We start from the raw sequence: 23,022 nt of genomic DNA on the forward strand, positions 1-23,022 counted from the left end.
ATCATTCGAGGCATATTCGGAAAATTCCGAACGTGGTACGAATAAGGTCAAAGCGCAGTCAATTAATAATCGATAAATTGTAGGGATTGGGAATTTATTGAGAAAGGATAAAGAATTTAATTGAAAAAATTAAAAATAGAAGAGGAAGTGAATTATTTTAATAAAGTTTAGAGTAGAATTCGGTTGAAAATCATAAGAATTTATATCAGCGAGAGTACGAGATATGCCCGTGCAAACCTGGATAAATTTTGTTGAAGGTAATACCGCCAATAATCTTGGTCCATCCGGTGGGTGAGCGGAGTCGAACCCCACATCCCTTTCATCATGGTTCAAATGTATGCGGCGGGCGTATGCAATACGCCGCTACCATCCTGGATAAATCTAGCTGAAGAAAATACCGCCAATAATCTTGGTCCATCCTCTAATCCATTCCATCCTGGTTCAAACCAACGCGCGTATACAATACGCCGCTACCAAGATAAATTCAAACTCCCCCTCATAAACCTCAGCCAATTGCCATTTGCAATCTTCTGAATATCTTCCTCTGCATAGCCTCTATTTCTTAAGATCGGGAAGACCTTTTGAATATCGGCAATAGTTTCTAGATCATAGGGACATTGTTCCTTTCCAAAGGCGCCATCCAAATCACTGCCTACTGCTACATGGTTAGTGTTTCCGGCAAGCTGGCAAATATGATCGATATTGTTTGCCATGATTTCCATATTGCAGCCTGTTCCTTTTGGTGTAGATGTTCCTCGAATCCAATTCGGGACCATCATCCAGGCATCCAATGCTACTCCAATAACGGCATCCCGATCAATCAAAGCCTTTATCATGTCATCCGAGAATTGCCGGTTATGGTCCACGAAGGTCCGGCAATTGTTATGGCTAGCCCAAACTGGGCCTTTATAGCGGTCCAAAGCATCCCAAAATGCATCGTCATTGAGATGGGTCGCATCCAGGATCATATGCAGACTGTCCATTTCCTTGAGTAAGGAAATCCCGTCCTGATTTAACTTACCACTGGAATCGGTGCCATTGGCATATCGACCTGGACCATAATGGGCTGGCCCTAGGACACGAAGACCATATTCATAAGCACGCTCCAGATAAGAAAGGTTGACTATACTATCGGCTCCTTCAAGGCTCAGGATGTAACCGATAGGCTTTTTTTCATCTTCTTTAGTATTATTCCAAGACGCAACATGTGTATCCAGTTCTGATTTTGTCCGGATCATTTTCAGCTGCCCATCCGCCTCCATCGCTTTATACCAAGCCAATTGCCCTTGGGTTTGTGCCCATGCCTGTTCAGGAGATAACCAACCTGGCAGGAAACTTCCATGTTCCACATATCGAGCAATCTGGGTAGCGACGACAAGACCAATATTACCTTTCCGGAGTTCGTCGAAGGTTACAGTCGCTTTAGCCCTGTCGGGTTTATCATGCATACCTTCTTCCCTCCTGTTCAGTTCGGAAATGGGGATCCGTAAATCCCTGTTCCATTCCATGGCATTCATACTCAGATCGAGGTGTCCATCAATCAAAAAAGGCTGTTCTTGCATAATAAGCTTAAATATTCAACATTCTGTTTCTGGCTATGACTTGCCAATTCTTTACTTTTCGATGGTCTTCAATGACTGATACCTTATCATATAAGGCAACGGTTGGACAGATATGCAGCGGAATGGCATACAGCTCAGTCCCTATAGGATACTCCTGGCTATCATTGACATTCAGTACCATGTGCTCTTCGCTTTGTAAGACTGGTACAGCATCGTCTGCATTCAAAAATTTGACCCTCGGCAAAGGCGATTCGGAAGCAACGGCTTTATAGCCCAAGTCTATGCATACCCGATGCTCATTGATCACAGATATGACCCGGGTCAATAATACGGCAGCTACGTCAAACGCTTGTTCCGGAATCTTTTGGGAATAGCCCCAATCCCAGAACACAAAGGTTCCAGGGCTACAGGCCACATTCGGGCGTTCTGCATGCCGAGTAAATGAAGGCGATCCACCCACGACAATTTTAAGCGGATATGCGCATTTCTCCTGTAAATAATCGAATGCCTCTTTGAGTATATCATATCCAGAATCTGCTTCTTTCTCACGAATGGCAGAATCAACATTATTAATCTGTCCATCATATCCATGTATGCCCTCAAGAACCAAATGATCTTGCGCAGCAATGCATTCCCAAAGGTTTTCTATATTCTTAATGGATGCTCCAGTCCTGCCCATGCCTACATCTAAATCTAGGTAAAAACTGACTTTTAAACCAAGCTCCTTAGCCAGTTCATTGAGGTTTTGGATGGAATCGATATTATCCAACAAGCAGGAAAAATGGGTGTTCGGATATTCTTGGACTAGTTTAAGGAATCGCTTCATATTAGGGCCTACAGGTTGGTAAGCCAAGAGCACATCCTTTGCATTGCTCAGTGCCAGCATTTCTGCTTCAGCAATGGTAGAGCATTTGAATTGCTCGATACCCTCATCAATCATCATTTTACTTACCTCAAGCATTTTATGGGTCTTGGCATGGGGGCGCAATCTCGAGGTATCATTTGCCACCATCTTTTTGAGCAAACGGATATTTCGGGTAATCCGATCAGGATAGAGCAAGAGAGCCGGCGAAGCGATACAATCTGAATTTTTTACTTCGAACCAATTTTCCATTTCTTAATCTTGATGTAATTCAAACATGGCTTCAATCTCCACGGGGATATTGTCCGGAAGGGAACCAAAACCTACAGCAGATCTAACTCCTACTCCATTTTCTTCGCCCCAAACAGATGCAAACAACTCGCTGCAGCCATTGATGACATAGGGATGTCTTTCAAAATCAGGCGTGGCATTGACCATCCCCAAAACTTTGATGACACGTTTTACTTTATTCAGCGAACCTAAATTGGCTTTTATTGTAGCCAACATAGCCAGTCCGACCTGTCTAGCGGCTAATTTACCAGCTTCCGTATCCATATCCTCCCCAACACGGCCAATGATCAAGGTTCCATCATTTTGAACCGTTCCATGGCCAGATAGGTAAAGATATTTTCCATCGACCAAACATGGCTTGTACACGCCAAGAGGTTTTGGAGCTGGAGGTAATGTTAAACCTAATTTTTCAAATTGTTCATCTGCATTCCACATGATTTATTATTTTTTTGATTAGTAATTTTTATATAAATAGAGATAAGATCATGACCCCGATCAAACCAACGGTGGAGACAATGGCCTCCATCATCGACCAAGACCGGAACGTATCTTTTACCGATATTCCTAAATATTCTTTAAACATCCAAAAACCTGAGTCATTTACATGTGAAAACATGAGACTGCCTGCTCCAATGGAAAGGACCATAAGGTTAGGGTTAATATTAGTTGCCTGCAATAGTGGCAACAGTACACTTGCAGCAGTAAGGGCGGCGACGGTTGCGGATCCAATACAGCCGCGGATAATGGCGGTGATCATCCAGGCCAAGATCAAAGGATGAATGGGTAAGCCTTGTAAAGCCTCAGCCAATTTCAAGCTGACCCCGCTAGCCTCCATAACCTCCTTGAATACCCCAGAGCCGGCAATAATCAATAAGATCATGGCAATATCCTTGACCGCATCTGCATACACCGACATCACCTCTTTGATGGGTCTACCTTGGAAAATACCCAGTGAAAACATGGCGTAGAACACGGCAATGAGCATCACGATGTTCGCCGAACCTAAAAATGCAATGATTTCGTGCATAAAGGTTGCTTCTTTCGGCACCACATAGGGCAAGACGGTAAACAGAACGATCATGACAACCGGTAATAGGGCTGTAAAAAAACTATTGAAAGCACCTGGTTTTGGGTAATTCTCGTCTTCAGGTTTTGGTTCTGCCGGTTGAAAGATTTCAGATTTTCCTGCTTTGATATTCTTGAGAGTCTTACTGAATAAGGGACCACCAATGATAATGGCTGGGATAGCAATGAGCAATCCATAGATCAAGGTCAAGCCCATATTGGCATTGAACAAGACCACCAAAGCTACCGGAGAAGGGTGTGGTGGAATAAAGCCATGGGTAACCGACAGGGCAGCCAGCATAGGCAAACCGATATAGACCAAGGGTAATTTGTACTTATAGACGATGGAAAAAATAAGGGGTACCAACAATACAAAGCCTACGCCATAGAACAAGGGAATACCGACGATAAAACCGGTAAATGCCATTCCCCATTGCAGATGCTTGACACCGAATAGGCGAACCATAACGGTGGCAATATTTTCAGCAGCCCCACTATGGGCGATTAATTTTCCGAGCATGGCTCCCAATACAATGATCAAGGTGAGCCCGCCCATGATAGAACCTATCCCCTTTTCAACCGTCCCTGGAATCTTTGCCAAAGGAATGCCAAGAACAATGGCAGCTAAGATCGAAACGATCAAGAAAGCCAAAAATGTATTGATTTTAAAGTAGGTAATGAAAATGATTAGCAACAATAGGCTAAGAAGTACGATTGTAAATACCATTTAGTTTATATTGAAGGTTAGGAAGCTTTCACAGAGAAAGCTTTAGGCAATTGTTATCCCTAAAATAGTAATACCTAGGCGAATAAGAGAGGGATTTGAAAAATAAATATTTAATAGTTCTCGGATCTAGAGTGGCCCCTGTCCACAAAAGAATTATTATTCTGTTAATGGAAAGGTTTGCCTTCCTTCAATAACTCTTTACGAATGCCATCCAATACATCGGAGAGATATATGGATTTTTTATTTTTTGAGGTGGAATCTCTTTCCAAGGCTTTTATACAGGAATAATGGACGGCATTTACAATGGATCCACCGGAGATCACATAATTTTTCACCAGATCTGGAATAACTACGGTTTCATGCTTTTCATTGAGGAATAAAGCTTCCTCAGGAAAACTGAGTTTCCATATTTTTGCTCGGTCTGCGGCTTCTGGAACAGTAAATTTCAATATCGCATTGAACCTGCGCATAAAGGCATCATCGATATTGTTTTTCATATTGGTGGCCAGGATGACCATGCCATTGTATTCTTCAATACGTTGCAACAGATAGGAAACCTCCTGATTGGCATATTTATCATGGGCATCGCGTACATTGGTCCTTTTTCCAAATAATGAATCGGCCTCGTCAAAAAACAGGATCCAGCCTTTATCTTCCGCCTTTGCAAAGATCTGTTCCAGATTTTTCTCGGTTTCACCGATGTATTTCGACATGACCATCGATAGATCGATCTTGTAGACATCTTTGCCTACCTCTTTTCCCAACAAACCTACGGTCAGGGTTTTACCTGTTCCTGAGGGACCATAGAGTAAGGCTTTATAGCCATTGTTGATCCTTCCTGCCATCCCCCATTCATTGATCAAGATGCTGTTGTATTTTAACCAGCTCTTTAATTCATGGATTTGTTCTTTCAGTTCATCATTGATCACCAAGTCTTTCCATTCCAATTTGGTGCGGATTATTTTTGCCGGAAAATTGACACTGAACTTGGGTTGGGTAGCCTCGCCAAAGATAAAGCTGTCTAGGTATTCCTTTGAGATCAGGATCTTTCCGCTCATTTCTGGTTCTCCGGCGGGTACTTCATCTAGCCAAAGGATTTTCTTGCTATCGAATAAATGATCGGCCCAGAATAATTTTTGGATCTCCATCTTCTTCACAAAATCATCATCCCCTAAAAGAAAAACAGCGGTTTCCCCAGTTGGGATAAAACCTCTGAAATCCTTTCCACGTACGCCTCCAATTTTTTGGAAATCACCAGTTCGCTGTAGTTTATAATTAATGGCATTATCAAAAAGATCAGGTTGGATATGCGGCGCCATAGCAATCAGCAATAGGCAAGCTTCTTCTTCATTAAGTTTATGTAGTTTGATAAATTCCTGTAGTTTTTTGGACCAAGTCCGATAAATAGGTTTCGGTTTTACCATTTCATTTTCAGCGGGGAACCAAATACTCAATCGAAATAGGATCAGCTGCTCCAGGTATTTTAATTCTTCTGGTGCATTGATATCAAGAAAGCTGATGCTCGATTCCTTATGTTCCTTTTTACTTTTCATTGAAATAGACTTTTGCTTTTTCCCAAATGCACATTGCTACTTTTAAACCTAATTTATGGCCTTCTGCAGTGGCTTTAGGAAAATGTGTTCCTGCATATATGCAAGATTGTCCGGCTTGTTCTGCAGCGAAGGAATAGGTTGGCCATTCCAAGACCATATCCATACAAGGCGTTACGGAAGGTTCTATTTTGGAAGCCCCCATTTTGATGGTCGTTCTACCACCGAAGGCATCATTTCCAGTAAAGTTCTTGAGGATCACCGCAGCAGCCCTACTCAAACAGCTATGGGAAGAAATGTATTCGGGGGTCGAGGGAGTCTTTAGGTAAGGGTTCCATTGGTCCCCTTTAATGGTTGCAGTTCCTTTACAGGCGCCTCCCCAGGCATGTACATGCAAGCCATTGAATACATTTCGGATAGCGGTGATCGGTCTGACAGAATTATAATGATGTTTGCATTCCCAAGTAGCAATAGAAGCATCTAATAAGGCATTGCTGAGCACGAAGAATAGTTTGATGCATTGCGAATTTCTGTAGAATTCCTTTTGGGCAACGAACTGTGCGATTTCACACCAATGTCCTGCTGTGGTATAGGTTCCGCGGGCATCCTCCCAATAGCTAGCAATCACCTTCTGTTCATCTGTCAGGGCTGCATTGATATCCAATATTTCCCTGGCCTGTTGCTTAAATTCTGGTTGTTCTTTTGTAAATGGCTCATCGGGCCTGAATTGCCAATTGAACGGAAGTGCGAAGGCTCTCACCAAGCCCCAATGAGGTACATGGAATCGTTGAAACCTGGTTTTAGATCCCTCTTTGATTTTCTGTAAGGGTTGCCAATAACTCAGATTGATCAATTGTCCAGGCGGATTGATGGGTTTAAAACCAGTATAGTCCGAAAATCTAGGCATGTGCAAAGTTCCATACGGATTACTTCCATCGCCATATCGCTGTTCGATGGTCAATTTTGCCATGAGGTTGCCAATTCCTTCTGGCTTCGTGATATCTAAACTTTTATTATCAGGGTCATAATCTAATTGGCACATAAAATCACGGAAAATATTCTTTTCATCTGCTGGCAATCTTAACCAAAAAAGTTCCATCAGCACCCTATAAGCGGCATAACTGAAGGACTTTCGGATATTGTCTTTAGCGCATTGCGATTTTGATATTTTGATATATTTTGCAGTGCTGCTGCTGAAGGCACAGGTATCATAAACAGACCATGCATCGTACATTGCAGTATGCATCATTGCCAAGGCTCTAGCGGCCAAGGGAGCCGAAGTTTTGGTCAACTTGATGGCTTCAAGAATAAGTTGATTCCATTTTAACACTAACGGTTTTTCTGACATGATATTTTACAATAAATTCATCAAACAATCTGTAATCCAGCTTCAACAATTTACCTCCATTCTACATGGATAAGCTGTTTTAGCCACGGAAACTTAATCATATTCAAACTCCAGGGTAGGTAGTCCAGGAGCATATCGACAGATCCTTTTTCAACCTGTACAATAATTTTTTCCAAACCGAGCTCTACTTTCCCCTTTCGTTGTAAAAAGCTTTCCCGTAGCCCATCAATGGAGGTCTTCTTTAATATTTCCCAATTGGCAATACAGGCTTCCAACATAGCATTGACTTCTTCCTTTTCAGCATTGCTCAATTCCATAGTTATAGGTATCGCGGCTTTAATGGGATAGGCACAAAATATTTTAGGAATGACTAATTCATATTCTTTAGGTTGATCAGTTCCAGTTGCTGCAAAATGCAATAGATGGATGGCTTTTTCTTTAGCTTCTACGTTTTTGAAGTCTTTATCCTGTAACAAATCTAAGCGTTTGAATAATGAGCTTAAGAAGGGATGCAGTAATACTAAACCGACATAATCAAGAAAAATAGCTTCTTTAATATCGCTTGAATCCTTAAACTCATCAAAACTTCTGACCGGATTGTCAACAGTACTGGAATTGGAATAGTTTTCTGGCTTAATAAGTTCAATATGGCTTTTCGAATCAGATTGATTGGGATTGAAGAAATCAGTTGAAACAGCTAGAAGCAATTCTAGCCAAAACTGCTCTCTCCTCTCCTTCAATCTATCTGATGCGAGGTCCTTATTCAAGGACTCAAATGTGTAGAGTTCAGTCGCTTTTTTTTCTATTAAATTCTCGTATTTAGGAGCAATTACCTTAATCAATCTGTTCAAAAAACTATCAGGATGCTGTCTAACCAATCGGATCCGGAAATTCGGACTGCGATCTACTTCCAGAATAAAATGATTTAGAGTTTCCAAATTACTAGAAAGGGCTTCTAATACATGTTCATACCAATCATCAATTGGAAATTCCACATTCCAATCTAAATATCCATCGCGTAAATAAGAGAACCATTTATTAAAGTTAGCGTGAGTTTTATCCTGAAAATTCAACACATTCTTTGTTGATTTTTCTTTCCAGATCTGTTCTTCAAATTGTTGTCTAATATTTTCTATTAATTGGCTATTGGATTTCATTCCATCCAGATCGCTGAGCTTCAATTTTCCTAGATCAATGGTCAATGATTCCAGGCTTAAGACATTATTCTCTTCAGATAATCCATTCAGGATTTCATCCATTAAGGGCACAAAAAACTCCCAATATTGATCACTCAGTTTTTGCTGAATGCTAAAACTGTCTTCTCCTTGTGGTAATTGGAGCTCAATACGCTGTCTTTTGATAATATGCAGCATGGTCTCACTTTTTAGTTCCCAAAATCAGGTTCTTGATCTCGACTACATTAATGACGGGTTGATGCTTCTTTAGTTCGGTACCATCCCAATGATTGTATATGGAGGCTACATCAATTTTGGCCTTCCGCATTTTTTCGAAGGCAGGATTGATGAGGGTCAAGTCAGTTTTGTTTTTTTTCTTGTGGTTAACCTGATCCAATGCATAGCATGCCACGGATTCAAGCACACGTTGCATTTGAGGTTTATTCAGGACCACATAGTTTTTTGCGGTAGTTTTTTTGTTTTCAATTATTTGGGTTACGATAGCTTCCAATTGGTTTATTGCCAAATTAGGTTCGCTCATGTAATTCTGGACACTTTGAATGACAAGATTTTTCTTTAGCTTTTCGGCTATTTGTTCGATTGTTGAACGATAATGCATCATGCGTCTTTCTTTCAACAACTTCAATTCTTTACTATTTCCCCTCTTTACAGCACTGGCAACAGGAGCAATTGGCTTTAACTCTTCTTCTTTTTCCTCCTTTTGGATCTTACGTACATAATCATAGTTTGGTAGATTATCTCGATCGCAACTGATAAATTGATATTCGCCTGGATAAGATACTCGCCAACAAAATGAGGCATTTACTTGGTCCAGGAAGCTTTGTTTCATCATATAATTGCCATCTTGATTAAGATCACGATATGTACAAGGATTATTGATTACTACTTGATCAGCACAAGGCTGGCAGGTCTCGCAATCAACCAGTTCCTCATAATTCCGATGGAATAGGAAATTCAAGAAATCATCAACGGTGAAATCGGTATTACAAGTTTTTCTCTTTTCTAGCCATTGTCTCCAGTTTTTGTATTTCGATTCGAAACAGCAGTAATCGTGTGGAGCTAACCAAAGAATCCTCAACATGACATGCGCTGGTGCCAGTCGATATAAAATATCCTCCATTAACATTCGGCCTGTTTCAGACCGGAATCTTTTTGGCCAAGCCGGTAGGGCTACGGTTGCAATAAAGGAATAAGGATCAATGGCAGGCACAAAGCAGATTTCAGATTGATTTGAACAAGGATCTTCTTGATCGGCTTTCCAAGTGTATCCACAATATTGGTAAGTTTCATTGCAATATAATCCTTGCCTAACTTCACAGTCTTCTTCACATCGAGGTCTGAGCAGGATATGCTCTACCACCTGCAAGCCTTCGGCGTTAATGAGTTCATTTGCCCGATCAACGGCTTTGCACATTTCTTGGGAAGTCTCATAGCACTGTGGATTAAATGCAATCTGTTTGCCATTGATAAAAAATTGCTCCCTATATTCTGGAAGATTGAAGTCCATGGCAATACCAAATGAATTGCAACTACAATCCAAAATGGATTGATAGTTTTCAAAATTGCTCAGCAAATAAGTGGTCAAGCCATACAATCGCATAGCCGTATAGCAGTTTTGAATTGGGCAGGAAGTTTTCCAAGCCACAAAACAGGTTGGCTCCTCTTCTATTGGGTCAGAACAACCGCAACCCGCGGTATTTTCCTCATTACAGGTATTGAAGCCTGGAAGCTTTATTTCTATATGATATTGATAGCCTTCGGATTTTTCATTTTTACTTCGGATAATTGGGAAAAAGCATAAAAAAAGGTCTAACTGCTCTTTAAACGATTCCTCGGTCCAACCTTGGCTATAAGATTCGAGAATAACCTGACCGCTTTTATTTTTAACAAAGACAAATTCCTTTTCTATAACATAACTATTTCCTTCCCCTTGAAGGTCGTCCAAATAATCAAAAAGCAGGTCACAAAATTCTTGGTTCTCATTTTCGTTAAATCTTCTTATTGCAAAAGGCTTTCCTCCCTCATCATGAAAAATCAAAGAATTATTCTCAGTGGATATAGTATATGCTTTCCTATCTTCATAGCGTTTGAATTGATCATAGAGCTCTAGTACTACCTGATTTCTCTTTTTGGCTGTATCGTAAATACATGGATGAATTAGGAAGTCTGCTCCACAATTGATATAGAATGAATAACAGCAATCTTCTTTCCGCTGATATTTTTGGAAACCTAAGTCAGATTGAATGGCACAGATCAGCTTTTCTACACCCTCCAATCCCCATGCTTCTTCTTCCGTGTAAAAGCGTTGGTTACTTTCTGCCAACACCTCACGGATATAGATCCTATAGTTACCTTTACCGTCATCATTAAAATCACAATCGACATATAGATTGCCAGCATACTTTAAGAGCATCAAGAAAAATAAGAAATCCTGCATGGCAGCATCCGCCGTAGGATATTCTTTGACGCTGTGCCAGCCTCGGGTATCTTTAGATGAATGGAAGGTCTCGAAATAATACAAATCATTATTTCTTTTAATTGGGTAGGTCCTTAGCAATTGCATCAGCATTTGCGGAATGCTGCCTTCATCAAAAGCTTTTATCTCCTCCTGGGTAGCCAAGGGAACAAATACAACAGCAGCAGAATTTTCGCTCTTTGTTTCTTCAAAACTGATCAAACTGCCATAGTTCTGTTCAATAGCCGCTAATTCCAGAATATTGAATAGGTTATTTTCAAAGGCTTCAAGTGCCTGTTCTTTAGTCGGAAATGATTCAAAGCTTTCGAAAATAACCAGTTCCTCATTAATCGGTCCGGCATGTTTGTATTGAATATTATGTGCCCTAATCTGATAGGAATAGGATTTTGCTTTTTTGTTTTTATTTCCAGAAACTTCCTTGATGACAGCAGTTCCTAAACACAACTGCAGATAATTTAGGTTTCTTTTCAACAACCTAGAAATTTTCATTTTGGCTAATACCGCTTCTTCTTTGGATAAGAATTGGTCCTGATAATAGGCTAGAACACGGTCTTTATCGACCAAGCGGTAAATATATCGGGCTGAATCTTCTGTAGACTCCTTGCGAATGGAAGTCCTAAAATTCTGTGTTTTATTGCTGCTGGCAAACTGGGCTATGCTTTTTTGCGAATCCAGTGCCTTATTGATGCTTTCTTCATTAAAATCTACAGCATCCAAATTAACAGTGGGAAGTTTACTTCCTCTATTTTGCTGGGTTAAGATAATTCCGTTCTTACCCTTCCCTAACCTTAAAGATGGAATAGCCTGTTGGAATGCATGGGAAGCTTTAATTGCTTCTTCTTTATATCGATATTCCTTGCTGCTGCTGAACTTAAAATTAGAGTCTTGATCATATCCTAATTCATAATTAAACTTCCATCCTTTTGGAAATGAATTGCTGGTCAACCTGTATGATGCATGTTGAAAGGAAGTGATGATTTGATCCCTTAGTTTTATAGCTTCCTCTTCAGTATCAAATTCTGTATAACAGATGGCTTCAACCTGTTTTTGGTAAACAATTTGAAGTTGCCATTTGGAATCGATGGATGTTCTTACAATAGAATAGTTTTTAGAATTTCCTGCTAATTTCAACAGCAAATAAGCATTTGCCTTTGCTTCTTTATTACTTGAAAATTCTTTGGCTGCATAAAATTTAAAGGAATTCGCATGATCTAAAAGATCGTATGTAAACTTATCGGGTTTTCCTACAATGGAATTGTTGATTGTGATCTTGAAAGCTTTAATATCTATATAATTAGGATCATCTGCCTCCAGATCATTGAAGGTAAGCAGGTTGATTTTATTATCCTTTGAATCCTCTTCTTGCCATAGGGTACTGTCGTTTAACTTACTCATGTTTTTCCGACCAGCCTCTAAAGCACTCAAATCAGAATCATAAGCTTCTACGGAGTTCCGAAGGATATTTCCTTTATGGTCTACCAATTGGACCTTATGCGCATAACTGCTGATATAGACATCTTCAACAGGTTGTTTAGAAAACATGCGGTTCAATTTTGTCCGAACTTCATCTGCCTCTTGAGAAGTCGCATATTGCTTATAGAATGGAACCGAAGATCGGTCATCATATTGCAGCACGATGCTGTACATCTTTTCATGAGGGACATACCGAGTTTTTAACCTTTCGGGTTGGGCAAGTGAATCAAATGCCATTTGCGCCGCTTCTTCGGCTTCTTTTGGAGAATCAAACTTTTCAGTCAACTTGAAATAGGACTCTTCGGCTATGCTCAATTCGACTAGGTAGTATTCATCCAACTGTTCAACGACAAAGTTGCACAGGCTGTGCAAGGTCTTATTGGAGATTCCTGCTAAATATTTGGCTTCTATTTCAAAACCTGAAATATTAGCATTGTTCCAATCATTCTTTAGGTAATCATAGGCTCTACCGCGATTGGCACTGATTTCATCATAATGGCTAAGTAAATCTTCCTTTGCATGGATCAGTAAATTAGATTGCTGATTGAACTGCATTAGGACATCATCGGTAAACCTTTCTGCAAATCGAGATAAGAGATGATTCAAGAAGGAATTCCTTCGTTCAGCATACAGATCTTCATCTTCCAATATCAAGGCCAGATAAGACTTAAACGATGCTATATTTAATTCAATATCGAAGGATACGTGATTTTCATCAATAATATAGCTCCGATAGTTTTCCTCAAAAGAGCCCACATAGGCTACTGAACTCAAATGCAGATTAGCAGCAGATAGAGAAGGAAAACTGATTTTACTGATAAGGGCAAATTCAGCTGATGTGCCAATCAGGTAGTAGAAGATCTTTCCTTCATGATCATAGATAAAGCCATATTCGAAGTTATTGTTACTGAAATCCTCGATTAATTGATTGATAGCAATCTGCTGTTTGATCAATGAACTAAATTGATACTGTTCTAATCCAGATATATCTTGGCTATTATTACTTATCAATTGATCCAATTGACTTTTCTTAATCACTCGAATTAAGCTATCACCTTCAGCTCCTAAGATTTCATTCTGATCAGTACCGACTGCAAACCGTAATAATTTGCTTAACTCGGGTTTCTCAGTCAATTGATTGAGGAAATAGGTTCTTCTTTGTTGGCTACCCTCAGGTGAGTTCATTGAAAATAATGAACGAATGTTCTTCAGTTGTGCTAAATAGCCAGATAGCAGTTGGTCAAAAAACAACAGATAACCCTTTAGCTGTAAAGCCTGGGCTTTTCTTTGGTTGGAAACATCATCCGGCAATCCGCCTTCTGCAATACCATATACCCGAGGAAAATCATCCTGTAATAGGAAATATTCATCTAAATTCTCATGGTATGTTCCAGAAGGGATAGCATTATCTAAATAAGGCGAAGGCAATTGATATAGTACCTTTCCAGAATTTGAAAAGTTAAGATTAAATAGCCCCTGAAATTTTTGGCTATCAAATTCAATCGGGATTCCGTTTTTAGTAAATTGAATACCAGAACAGGCTACCGAAAAATTAGTAATATGATTTTCGGGAATTTTATATTTCCATGCGTTAATGTCAGTAAAGCGACCAGATTCGCAGTTCCTTATGGCCAGCTTATTGACTGATTTCACTCCTTCCGATTCCAAAATCACCTGATACAAATCTGAAATATGGATTTCCTTTTTCAGTTTCAAGGCATATAGTTCATCGGTATCTATGAAACCATGGCTTTCGGCAGGATTATAGGGTCTGCCTGCAAAAATGTCTTCTATTGGCTTTTGACGGTCCAAGAGCTCTTGCAAGGTATAAAATTTGGGAACTGGTGAAATAAAATCCCTTAGCCTTTGGACAATTTCTTGATAAGATTTTTCTAAATCGGCATCATTTTGTAATTCTATTACGGCGCAGACTCCAAGATCTATCTTACAGAGCATGGAAATATCCACAAAGTCTTCACAGAAGTTTCGGTGTGCCATCAATCTGCTTTTGATGGTTTTGTTCAAATCTTCTAAATAGGTATTCGCAGCTGATTCATCTGGAAAATCCTTGTTGACATCCTTTTCAGGCTCTATAAAAATATGATATAGGCCATTGAGGTACTCAACACAGCCGCTGTTTTGATTATTAGTAGATTGCTGATCATACCTAGGCCTACAAAAGTCGGTTTGATCGGTTGCTACTTCTAACCAGGCATTCTTCACCCCTTCAATATCGATCAAGAACTTTCTATAATCCATAATAGTCAATGGATTACAGCTCAGGATTTGTGCCGCTGTAAAGAAGTTATTATCTGCTCCGGATTCTTTAGGATCCCTGCTGAACAGATCAATGGCTGGTAAATTCGTTCTATAGCCCAGATCAAGCAAAGAATAACAAAGGACTTCCAATATGGTAATCCCAGGATCATGGACATTATGGTCTGTCCAGATTTTTCCAGAGAGCTTACCGAGGTATGCGATTCCTTCTGCCCTTAATTTTTCAAAATCTAAGTAGGCAGGGAAACCAGCATTGTCCTTGTTTATCGATTTTATATTTTCTCCTTGGCTTGCCATGATCTTGCATTTTACCTATGCATAATAGTTATTACAATAATTTTCAATAGGAACCGCTGGATTGCGACAAGGCTCTGCCAATTTTCGTGACTCCCAGCTTTCACAATCTGCCTGTTCAATCTTTACATCGATATTTCCAGCAATCAGGATAGATCTAGGGCTGATCGGACAGACCACCTTGGTCATTGAACCCATTACGCCGCCTTGCTCATCAGCATGTTTCATCCATAATTCCACGATATAATCGAGGTAATCCCTGGACTCCAAAAAGCCGACGATATCCGATTCGTAAATACACTGTCCAAAGGTCAGTTTATCGAATTCACCAATTGCCCATGGAGCCAGGAACTCACGCAGATCTTGTTTCAATTTCTCTCTATAAAACACCTCATCCATTCCTTTCAACAGTTTAACCTTGATACAGAAGTTGACTCCCTCATATCGTGGGTTCATAATCCGGATCTTGACAAATGGCGAACTCCTTTCCTGCAAATACTCTTGGATGCTTTCCAATAGACTGACAGGAACGCGTGGTTCAAATAACTGAGAAGCCTTTAATTTATTCATATCTGGAATGACAGCCATGATGATGTATCCAGGTGCCATTGGGATATCGTTGACATATCGATGTGCGTCCAAAGCAAAGCTATGGTTCACACATTTCACTTTAAATAACTGCGGAAAGGCTTCTAACACCAATCGTTCATAATCAAATTTTTGGATCGCCCTATTCTTATGCTTTAAGAGCTCCGAAACTCGGATATAGAAATGACCTTCCGCCTCAGGCACCCTACCTGCAAATGAATCATAAGGTTGTGAAACAGATTTGATGGCGACATCGGCATCTTTCATCTTGGAGATAGAGCCTGCCGGCAAGCCTTTATCTAGCCTTAATTTATCATTCAATGGTTCATTACTGAAAGTGGCCTTGATAGCTTGGGTATAAAGACCGATCGTTTCACTGACTGACTTGCTATTTTTTGCTATCCCAGCTTTTATCCAGTGCAATCCTTTGGGAAGTACAGTATTTTCATTGCTGATATTGGCAGGAATTGAAAATTTAATGATACCCGAGGTGGTCAGACCATCAGTATCATCTTGCAATACTTCAAAACCATTCCGCAACGGTTTCCATTCATTATTATCCAAATAAGCCCAAGTAACAGGCTCCCTTTCTGATTCTGAATCGGCTGTAGCTTCAGCCATTTGGAAAAGAATATTCACGGTGCTTCCCGGCTCTAGATCTTTCAATGCGAGAAATAAATTTCCTTCATCGCAATAGGTTGGCAATAAAGTAGGTTGTTGTTCAATTTGTTCCAGCTTATAGGTACCTGGGAAAGGATAAAGATGGATAAGCTCGATATCTTCCATACCAGCGGTAGCAGAATAATCAATTTCTATCTTTTTAATGATGGGAGTCCAAGGTTCATTTGGGATGACCGCTTGAAAGCTATCATTATTGCTGATAATGTTCTTAATCTGTTGGATTTGGTTCCTCAGTAGAGTTACATCACCAGTTAAGTTCTTATTATAAAATTCTCCTGGATAAGGTGTTAGAACCGTTCTTCGTATTGAATCAGCTTCGGCTTCATTGATCTTACCTGCTCCAATCCCTCCCATTTTAGCTTTTATACCTTCTGAAGGATTATTGACATCGTCCTCCACGCGAGTGGAGACTGTTTTGGCATCTTCAATGCTCTGTGCAATGGCATTGGTACTGAATACAATAAGGTTTCCACTTTCATCATAGTAGATGGCATCTTCTAGCTTGCTATCGGGCAATTTTCCTAGGGCCATCATCTGCCTTGCAAGTACGTATGAATAGTTCTTATGGCAAAAATCTTGACCTTGCAGGTTGATTTTTAGGAACCCATCGGATGCCCCTACTTCATATTGCTCTATGGTAGATGTGTTTTTTGAAAACTTTTGGTTGAGTTCAAAAAAGGTATTCCTCAAAAATATAGTCTGATCAAATTCATTGCTGCCAGGACAGGTAGAGCTATTATTATTTTCAAATAACTTCCTATCATTATAGGTTTCCCCTTGAATGGTGACAGTCTTTGTTGATGGTGAGCTATGCGATTTTTCCTTAACCCATTTACCGTTTTCCAAAACAGCTAAATTGATCATGAACTTATTTTCATCAAGCCCAAAGAGGCCTCCATCTTTCAAATAGCCTTTATAGTAATCCCTGAAGCTGGTTGGTTTATCTTTCCAATCAAACTTAATATGGATTTCGTTCCATTTCTTGGTAAACACTTCTTGACTTCCAATATAGAAGTCAGGTCCCAACAAGTTTAAGCTTGTTGGATTGTTGAGGTTTGGTGGATTCTTTATATCATAATCTATGATCTCAGGGCGAGTCCCAAATGGATAGATTGGACTATTGACATTCTGTAGACTTTCGCTGTTCTGTACCACGAAGTTTTTCAATCCACAGACATTCACTTTGATCTTGGTGCCCTTGGTATGAGATATCTTGACACTCCTGAAGAATTGATACAGAGAAACTAATTGGATCTCATCTTCTGATTTCTTTTCACAGCATGATTCTCTGCTGGTCCATTTTACATCTTGTTCTATTTTTACACGATCATCAAGGTTGATTTTTATCAATGGTAAAGCAGTATCAAATCCTTCTTTAAATAATTCTTCATCATAGTTTACTATTCCTTCTTGGTCTGCAGAAAGCGTCAAAGCAAGGGTAATTTCAAAAGTACCAGAAGAATTGAGGTTCGACATTACGATTTCAACAGATTGGTCTGGAATTAGCCAGCCTTTCTTACCTGTCAAAGAAATATTTAATGCTTTTATAGGCTTAAAAATATCCTTAAGAGCCGCTATTTCTTCAAGAGAAGATATCAGCTCTCGGTATTCAACATCAGATATGGTTTTCTCGTAAAGAGCTTCTTCCAAAGGATAATAACAGGAAATCTGTTTTCCAATAGGGCTGTCTTTCCACAGTACCGCCTCCAGCTTTTCCTTTAGCGATTTACTGATGCCTTTTTTGACTGCCTGCGCAATAAGGTCACGGTTTATCGGATAGAATTTATCATTGATTACGGTCCTCACCCTTTCATAGAATGCAAAGGCATCATTGCCATCTTCACAAATGTTAGCATGCAGTTTGCAGGCTAAGGTAATTTCTATTTTCCGAGTCCCTTCACTCAAAAAGAGAACGGGAGAAGCAAGGACAAATCCCAACCGCGCATTAGGATAGGGTTTTAAAAATTTGCTCTCAGGATCAACATACTTGCTCAATGCTGCTCCTAATGTAGGCCAGCTAGAGTTTTGCATATCTTCAAATGGTTTTTCAACAGCATCTGCCATCTTAGCATTGCTAGCCATATAAACGCCTTCTAAATAGCTATTGCTAGCATGTACTTTATTGTTTAGGAAAAGCGTGCGTTGTTCAACGATCTTGGTTTTATTGACTACGATTTGATCATCCAGAGCAAATTGAATTTCTACTTTATTTGCATCCTTGCTGTCCTTCACTATGATTCCTTCTTTCAACAGGTACTTTTGTATATGTTTTTGGATTTCAAAAACCAGATGGACTTGATCAGGAATAGCTGGCTTGGCCCTCAATAACAAGACCTCCTTATAGAAGAAATCAAGGTGCTTCTTGGTAAAGGAATTTAAATCCTGTTGAAGATAATTGAATAGTTTCAAAAAGGAGAACAACAAGGCAATATGCGGACTCAGTTTCTCCTTAAATTCATCATTTAATGAAAGGAAACTGGGCTCTAAGCTAGATTCAGCAGATGCCTGCAGGGAATCTATGACCGTTAAGAAGGATTCGCCTATAGCAAGGATCTCATCTTTCATAGCAATCATCCTTTGTCTTTTATTTTTTCCCGAATCTTGAATAGCTTGATTGCTTTTTACGGCATATAAGTCGGTCAATTCCAAAATCCAATCATCATTTCCCAAAAAACACATCAGGTTAATAGGCTTGATCCTAAAATACCTGACGGCAGAATTCACCTGAACAATAAAAACCTTTAAACTATCTGATAATTTATCTTTAATGATTTTATTCAATGCCAACATGACTGGCAGTCCTGAAGCTTCAAGCTTAGAATTCCAATCATATATTTTATAGATAATGGATCGATAAACATAGTTGACGATCAATTGAAGGCTGGCTTTGGAAGGTGATTTTTCAAAAAGCAAGTTATAGAAAGTAAGCTTTTCCCTTATTTTATCGGCATCATATTTTAAAATGGATGTTATAGTAAAAGGCAGATTATTTTGGAAGAAGGACTGCCAATCAGAAACATTCAAGTCGGCATCATAATAGTTGATATGCCTAGAGAGTTTTTCAAAGTAATCTAAAAGATCTGCGAGGTTCCTTGCATCGATTTGGGCAGTTCCAGCCAACAGATCATCCATGACCCGCTGTCTTTGGCTGACACCGGGATCATTTTGGAATGGATGTATAAGCTCTTTACATTGCATGGCTTCAGACTTTTAGTATTATCCAACTTAAATTGACTTTAATGCTTCATTCAAATAATAGTCATAGACATAGTTAAACCTGGAGTTAGTCCCAGGAACAAAATATTGTATACTGATCGTAAAGCGACCCTCAATAAGTTCCATGGAATCACTACTGGTAATTTCTATCTGTTCTACCCGAATCCTGGGTTCATAAAATAATATGGCATTGGTCACCCGATCCTTCAGATAACCAATCACCGAACTGTTCAGCGATTCAAAGACATAATCCGTCAGGTCACAGCCGTACTTCGGTTGCATAACCCGTTCTCCCAAAGCTGTTGACAATAGAATATTCAAGCTTTGATCGATATCTTCAATTCCGGAAACCAATTCCACAGAATTGCTAACCTTGTTGAATTCAGGCGGAAATGACCAGCCTGTTCCTAAAAATGAATTGAAAGAATTTTCCATGTCTTTTGATATTTATCCTCCTATTTGTACTGTTGCTAATCCCATAACAATGGTGCCACCATGGGCAGTCATGTCACCTTGTCTTGCAGCAGGTTTTCCTCCGATCAAGACGGTCATCGAACCTTGAACAATGCTATCTGGAGGACCTGTACAGAGCAATAAATCACCAACAACAGCAGCAGGCAAACCACCGATAAGGACCGTTGGGGCTCCTGGACCTAAAATAGGACCACCCACGTGCGGCACTGGCCCAGGATTCACCATCGGACAGATGTGCATATCGTTTATTCTTGCTGCTGAAGGCATAACGTGTTCTATTTTTCTAATTTATTTTTACCAAAGACCCTTTAATTTCAGTTACTCCGTCCGAATTTATTTTCGTCAAAGCTGCATTAATATTCACGTTTGTATCTGACTTTAGGGTCATTGTTTTTCCTATGATTTCCAATTTGGTTCCGGCGCTGATCTTAAGTTCTGCACCAGCCTTTATTTCGATGTTTTTTGGGCTTTCCATTATTATCCCATTGCTATCCATCGTAATCTTGTTACTGTTTTGATCTTTGATCTCTATTTTTTTCCCGTCTTCATCTAGAGTTACACTATTGCCGGCGGGCGTGTCGATGATGATGGTTTTTGTTGCATCATTGAAATGCACACGCATTTTACTCCGGGTAAAAACCCCTTTTTCATCATTGGCATCAGCTCCTTTAAGCGGAGCAGGTTTTGCACTACTGTTCAACATCCCCAACATGATAGCATGTCTTGGATCGTTATTGATGAAGCCCACGATAATCTCATCATCAATCTCCGGCCTAAAAAAAGTACCCCGATCACTTCCGGCATCCAGGCAGGCAACCCGAACCCAAGTACCGTTAGATGCATTCTCAATAATTGGAATCTTGACCAAAATCCGGTCTTCACCATCAGGGTCATTTTCCAATTGTAGGACCTTCCCTATCTGCAAGCCTTGTATTGAACCTAAAAGCCCTGCAGCTGGAAAATCATCAATATCATTATACAAAGAAGAATACTTCGCTGGATCAAGCCCAAACTGTATATTGGTATACCAAGTGCCATCCCCTACCTCCTGCCTTACAGCAGTCACAAAAGCATTCCCATTAAATCGATCCCCAACTCCAGCAACCTTGACCATATCCCCAGGCTTTATATCAGCAAACCCTGTAAAACGTGCCCTTCCTCTTACCTTCGCCAATCTACTCCGCAACATTGCCCCATCTGCCCAAGCTTTAAGCTCTTGTTCCAATAAGTGACCACTATGATGCAATACATACTTTTCCAGTTTATTAGCTGCAGCCAAATCGGAACTGCTCACATTTCCTAATTGCGTAAATCCTGAAGCTTCATCGACCTCAGCAGTAAACAAGCCTTGGTTCTTATAATCCCAAGAATTAGCCTCTACTTTGGTCAATTGGCTACGGAGGTCCAGCTCTGCCTCGAACTCCATTACCGATGACCCATAGGTAACTTGTAAAACAGGATCAGTTCCTGTTTTTGGTGATTCAATTTTCAACTTACCATCATTTGCAAAAAGCAATTGGCCATTAGCTTCTGCCCTCAGGGCAATAAAATCCCAATCACTTAGATGATGTTGAATCAATTCTTTATGTTTCAAGCTAGTTGCTTCCACATCTCCTGTTAAACCAGCATAACTGCTGATAATGCTGTCCATCACTTCACTATCTTTTTGGTCAAGAAAATATTTGCTTTTCCTGCCCAGCGTCATTCGTACAGCTGCATCCTTGCACTCTATCAGTAATTGTGTATTCCCATTTTCTTTCACCTTTACCTGATGCTTGGTAATGATGCCATTAAATGCTTGTTTATTGTCGCTATCAAAACCCAATTTGATGACAATTTCTTTTCCAGGAACAAAATCCTGCTTATTACTGATTTCAAATTTTCCCAATGAAGCATCCCCATCTTTTAGCAAAATCTTTGCAGTAGGGATCCGGTTGACCTCTTTGTCAATGGATATACTGAGTATTTCGTAAGAAGAATCCATTTTAGACCCACCCAATGATATTTCATAAGAAATGGTATCATGCTGGGACGGATTCGGTATGATGAGCTCTTCCATTAGTTTTCATTTTTATTAAAAGGTGGAAAATAGATATCATTTCCAGGCTGCAATCTTCTTATGGAAGTCAGCCCATTAGCTTTCGCAACCTGTAGAAAGTATTTCGGATCATTATAGATACCGTAAGTCATCAGATCCAATCGATCTCCTTGTTTGATGACCCGATGGTGGGTCAGATCTGGTGAAGATGGATTGTCTTCGGCCATCCGCTGTTCACGAGATTGATAGTCTAGAAAGGTTGCAGAAAGCCGTGCTCGCAATGGAGTACCATCAGGCTTAAATAAGGTGAAATTCACATCCAGATTAGCTAACACGCAACGGAATCGAATTTCCGACCCCCAGATAATCAGCAAGAAATTTGGCCTATGGATGTCCCCTTGATAATTATAAGCACAGTCCATAAAGATCTTCAATTGCTCATTAACGGGCTTGGTTTTATATTCCTCCCAATAGCCTTCCATGGTTCCAGTTCCATCCAGAATAAAATCAAGTTTTAATTCCTCTGGCGCAGTAGATTTAAATTTAACCTCTGCTGAACCTGTTCCATGAGGCCTTTGCACATCATGTTCAATTTTATAGTTCTTAGAAAAAGACTCAGGATTAATTGGGGCAACGAATGCTGGCTTATTGGTCTGCTCAACACCCTTAACCTGAAACTGCCTATCTGTAAAAGAATAGATCAACAGTTTCTCCAATTTCCCCGAACTATAATTAGCGCTCATTTTTATCCTTTATAATCTCCAAAACATTATCGACACAAACCTTAACCAGCTCCTCTGAGGGAGATACTCCATTATCTTGGCCGCCCCCATTTCCTTCCGAGGAAGCAAGGTCCTGAACAATAGTCGCTTTAATTACCAACTCTCTAACTTCAACTGGCATA

Annotated in this window: 14 protein-coding genes; all 14 read right to left on the reverse strand. The window is 39.9% G+C overall.

Going from position 1 to position 23,022, the window contains the following annotated elements:
• Nucleotides 1-470 precede the first annotated feature (470 nt).
• Nucleotides 471-1,562 (reverse strand): dipeptidase, encoded by a 1,092-nt coding sequence (locus tag CKW03_RS11270; protein WP_093096880.1) that lies wholly within the window; start codon nt 1,560-1,562, stop codon nt 471-473.
• 7 nt (nt 1,563-1,569) lie between these two features.
• A complete protein-coding gene (locus CKW03_RS11275; protein ID WP_093096882.1) occupies nt 1,570-2,676 on the reverse strand; it encodes a D-TA family PLP-dependent enzyme in 1,107 nt (368 codons plus the stop codon).
• 3 nt (nt 2,677-2,679) lie between these two features.
• Nucleotides 2,680-3,150, reverse strand: coding sequence for a RidA family protein (locus CKW03_RS11280; protein ID WP_093096885.1), 471 nt, complete (start codon nt 3,148-3,150; stop codon nt 2,680-2,682).
• Between the two features lie 28 nt (nt 3,151-3,178).
• Entirely contained in the window at nt 3,179-4,507 is a 1,329-nt protein-coding gene (locus CKW03_RS11285) for a gluconate:H+ symporter (protein ID WP_093096887.1), read from the reverse strand.
• Between the two features lie 164 nt (nt 4,508-4,671).
• Nucleotides 4,672-6,060 (reverse strand): ATP-binding protein, encoded by a 1,389-nt coding sequence (locus CKW03_RS11290; protein WP_093096890.1) that lies wholly within the window; start codon nt 6,058-6,060, stop codon nt 4,672-4,674.
• Nucleotides 6,050-7,405, reverse strand: coding sequence for a vanadium-dependent haloperoxidase (locus CKW03_RS11295; RefSeq protein ID WP_093096892.1), 1,356 nt, complete (start codon nt 7,403-7,405; stop codon nt 6,050-6,052). The genes CKW03_RS11290 and CKW03_RS11295 overlap by 11 nt, the downstream gene beginning before the upstream one ends.
• A gap of 50 nt (nt 7,406-7,455) precedes the next feature.
• Nucleotides 7,456-8,778, reverse strand: a complete 1,323-nt coding sequence (locus CKW03_RS11300) for a contractile injection system tape measure protein (RefSeq protein ID WP_093096895.1) — start codon at nt 8,776-8,778, stop codon at nt 7,456-7,458.
• A gap of 4 nt (nt 8,779-8,782) precedes the next feature.
• Entirely contained in the window at nt 8,783-15,124 is a 6,342-nt protein-coding gene (locus tag CKW03_RS11305; protein ID WP_093096897.1) for a hypothetical protein, read from the reverse strand.
• A 15-nt stretch (nt 15,125-15,139) separates the two neighbouring features.
• Nucleotides 15,140-19,588, reverse strand: coding sequence for a baseplate J/gp47 family protein (locus CKW03_RS11310; protein WP_093096900.1), 4,449 nt, complete (start codon nt 19,586-19,588; stop codon nt 15,140-15,142).
• A 27-nt stretch (nt 19,589-19,615) separates the two neighbouring features.
• Nucleotides 19,616-20,041: a GPW/gp25 family protein gene (locus CKW03_RS11315; RefSeq protein ID WP_093096902.1), complete on the reverse strand. Its 426-nt coding sequence runs from the start codon at nt 20,039-20,041 to the stop codon at nt 19,616-19,618.
• Between the two features lie 12 nt (nt 20,042-20,053).
• Nucleotides 20,054-20,347 (reverse strand): PAAR domain-containing protein, encoded by a 294-nt coding sequence (locus CKW03_RS11320; protein ID WP_093096905.1) that lies wholly within the window; start codon nt 20,345-20,347, stop codon nt 20,054-20,056.
• 16 nt (nt 20,348-20,363) lie between these two features.
• Nucleotides 20,364-22,139, reverse strand: a complete 1,776-nt coding sequence (gene vgrG / locus CKW03_RS11325) for a type VI secretion system tip protein VgrG (RefSeq protein WP_093096907.1) — start codon at nt 22,137-22,139, stop codon at nt 20,364-20,366.
• Nucleotides 22,139-22,861 carry a CIS tube protein gene (locus tag CKW03_RS11330; protein WP_093096910.1) on the reverse strand — a complete coding sequence of 241 codons (723 nt, stop codon included), beginning with the start codon at nt 22,859-22,861 and terminating at the stop codon, nt 22,139-22,141. The genes vgrG and CKW03_RS11330 overlap by 1 nt, the downstream gene beginning before the upstream one ends.
• Entirely contained in the window at nt 22,851-23,021 is a 171-nt protein-coding gene (locus tag CKW03_RS20410) for a DUF5908 family protein (RefSeq protein WP_157739495.1), read from the reverse strand. The genes CKW03_RS11330 and CKW03_RS20410 overlap by 11 nt, the downstream gene beginning before the upstream one ends.
• Nucleotide 23,022 lies beyond the last annotated feature (1 nt).

Source organism: Sphingobacterium mizutaii, assembly GCF_900187125.1.
GTDB classification, from domain to species: Bacteria; Bacteroidota; Bacteroidia; order Sphingobacteriales; family Sphingobacteriaceae; genus Sphingobacterium; species Sphingobacterium mizutaii.

What these genes read in the sequence shown, in the direction of transcription:
- CKW03_RS11270 (WP_093096880.1), bottom strand. Translation starts at nt 1,562, where the DNA reads ATGCAAGAACAGCCTTTTTTGATTGATGGACACCTCGATCTGAGTATG.
- CKW03_RS11275 (WP_093096882.1), bottom strand. Translation starts at nt 2,676, where the DNA reads ATGGAAAATTGGTTCGAAGTAAAAAATTCAGATTGTATCGCTTCGCCG.
- CKW03_RS11280 (WP_093096885.1), bottom strand. Translation starts at nt 3,150, where the DNA reads ATGTGGAATGCAGATGAACAATTTGAAAAATTAGGTTTAACATTACCT.
- CKW03_RS11285 (WP_093096887.1), bottom strand. Translation starts at nt 4,507, where the DNA reads ATGGTATTTACAATCGTACTTCTTAGCCTATTGTTGCTAATCATTTTC.
- CKW03_RS11290 (WP_093096890.1), bottom strand. Translation starts at nt 6,060, where the DNA reads ATGAAAAGTAAAAAGGAACATAAGGAATCGAGCATCAGCTTTCTTGAT.
- CKW03_RS11295 (WP_093096892.1), bottom strand. Translation starts at nt 7,405, where the DNA reads ATGTCAGAAAAACCGTTAGTGTTAAAATGGAATCAACTTATTCTTGAA.
- CKW03_RS11300 (WP_093096895.1), bottom strand. Translation starts at nt 8,778, where the DNA reads ATGCTGCATATTATCAAAAGACAGCGTATTGAGCTCCAATTACCACAA.
- CKW03_RS11305 (WP_093096897.1), bottom strand. Translation starts at nt 15,124, where the DNA reads ATGGCAAGCCAAGGAGAAAATATAAAATCGATAAACAAGGACAATGCT.
- CKW03_RS11310 (WP_093096900.1), bottom strand. Translation starts at nt 19,588, where the DNA reads ATGCAATGTAAAGAGCTTATACATCCATTCCAAAATGATCCCGGTGTC.
- CKW03_RS11315 (WP_093096902.1), bottom strand. Translation starts at nt 20,041, where the DNA reads ATGGAAAATTCTTTCAATTCATTTTTAGGAACAGGCTGGTCATTTCCG.
- CKW03_RS11320 (WP_093096905.1), bottom strand. Translation starts at nt 20,347, where the DNA reads ATGCCTTCAGCAGCAAGAATAAACGATATGCACATCTGTCCGATGGTG.
- vgrG (WP_093096907.1), bottom strand. Translation starts at nt 22,139, where the DNA reads ATGGAAGAGCTCATCATACCGAATCCGTCCCAGCATGATACCATTTCT.
- CKW03_RS11330 (WP_093096910.1), bottom strand. Translation starts at nt 22,861, where the DNA reads ATGAGCGCTAATTATAGTTCGGGGAAATTGGAGAAACTGTTGATCTAT.
- CKW03_RS20410 (WP_157739495.1), bottom strand. Translation starts at nt 23,021, where the DNA reads ATGCCAGTTGAAGTTAGAGAGTTGGTAATTAAAGCGACTATTGTTCAG.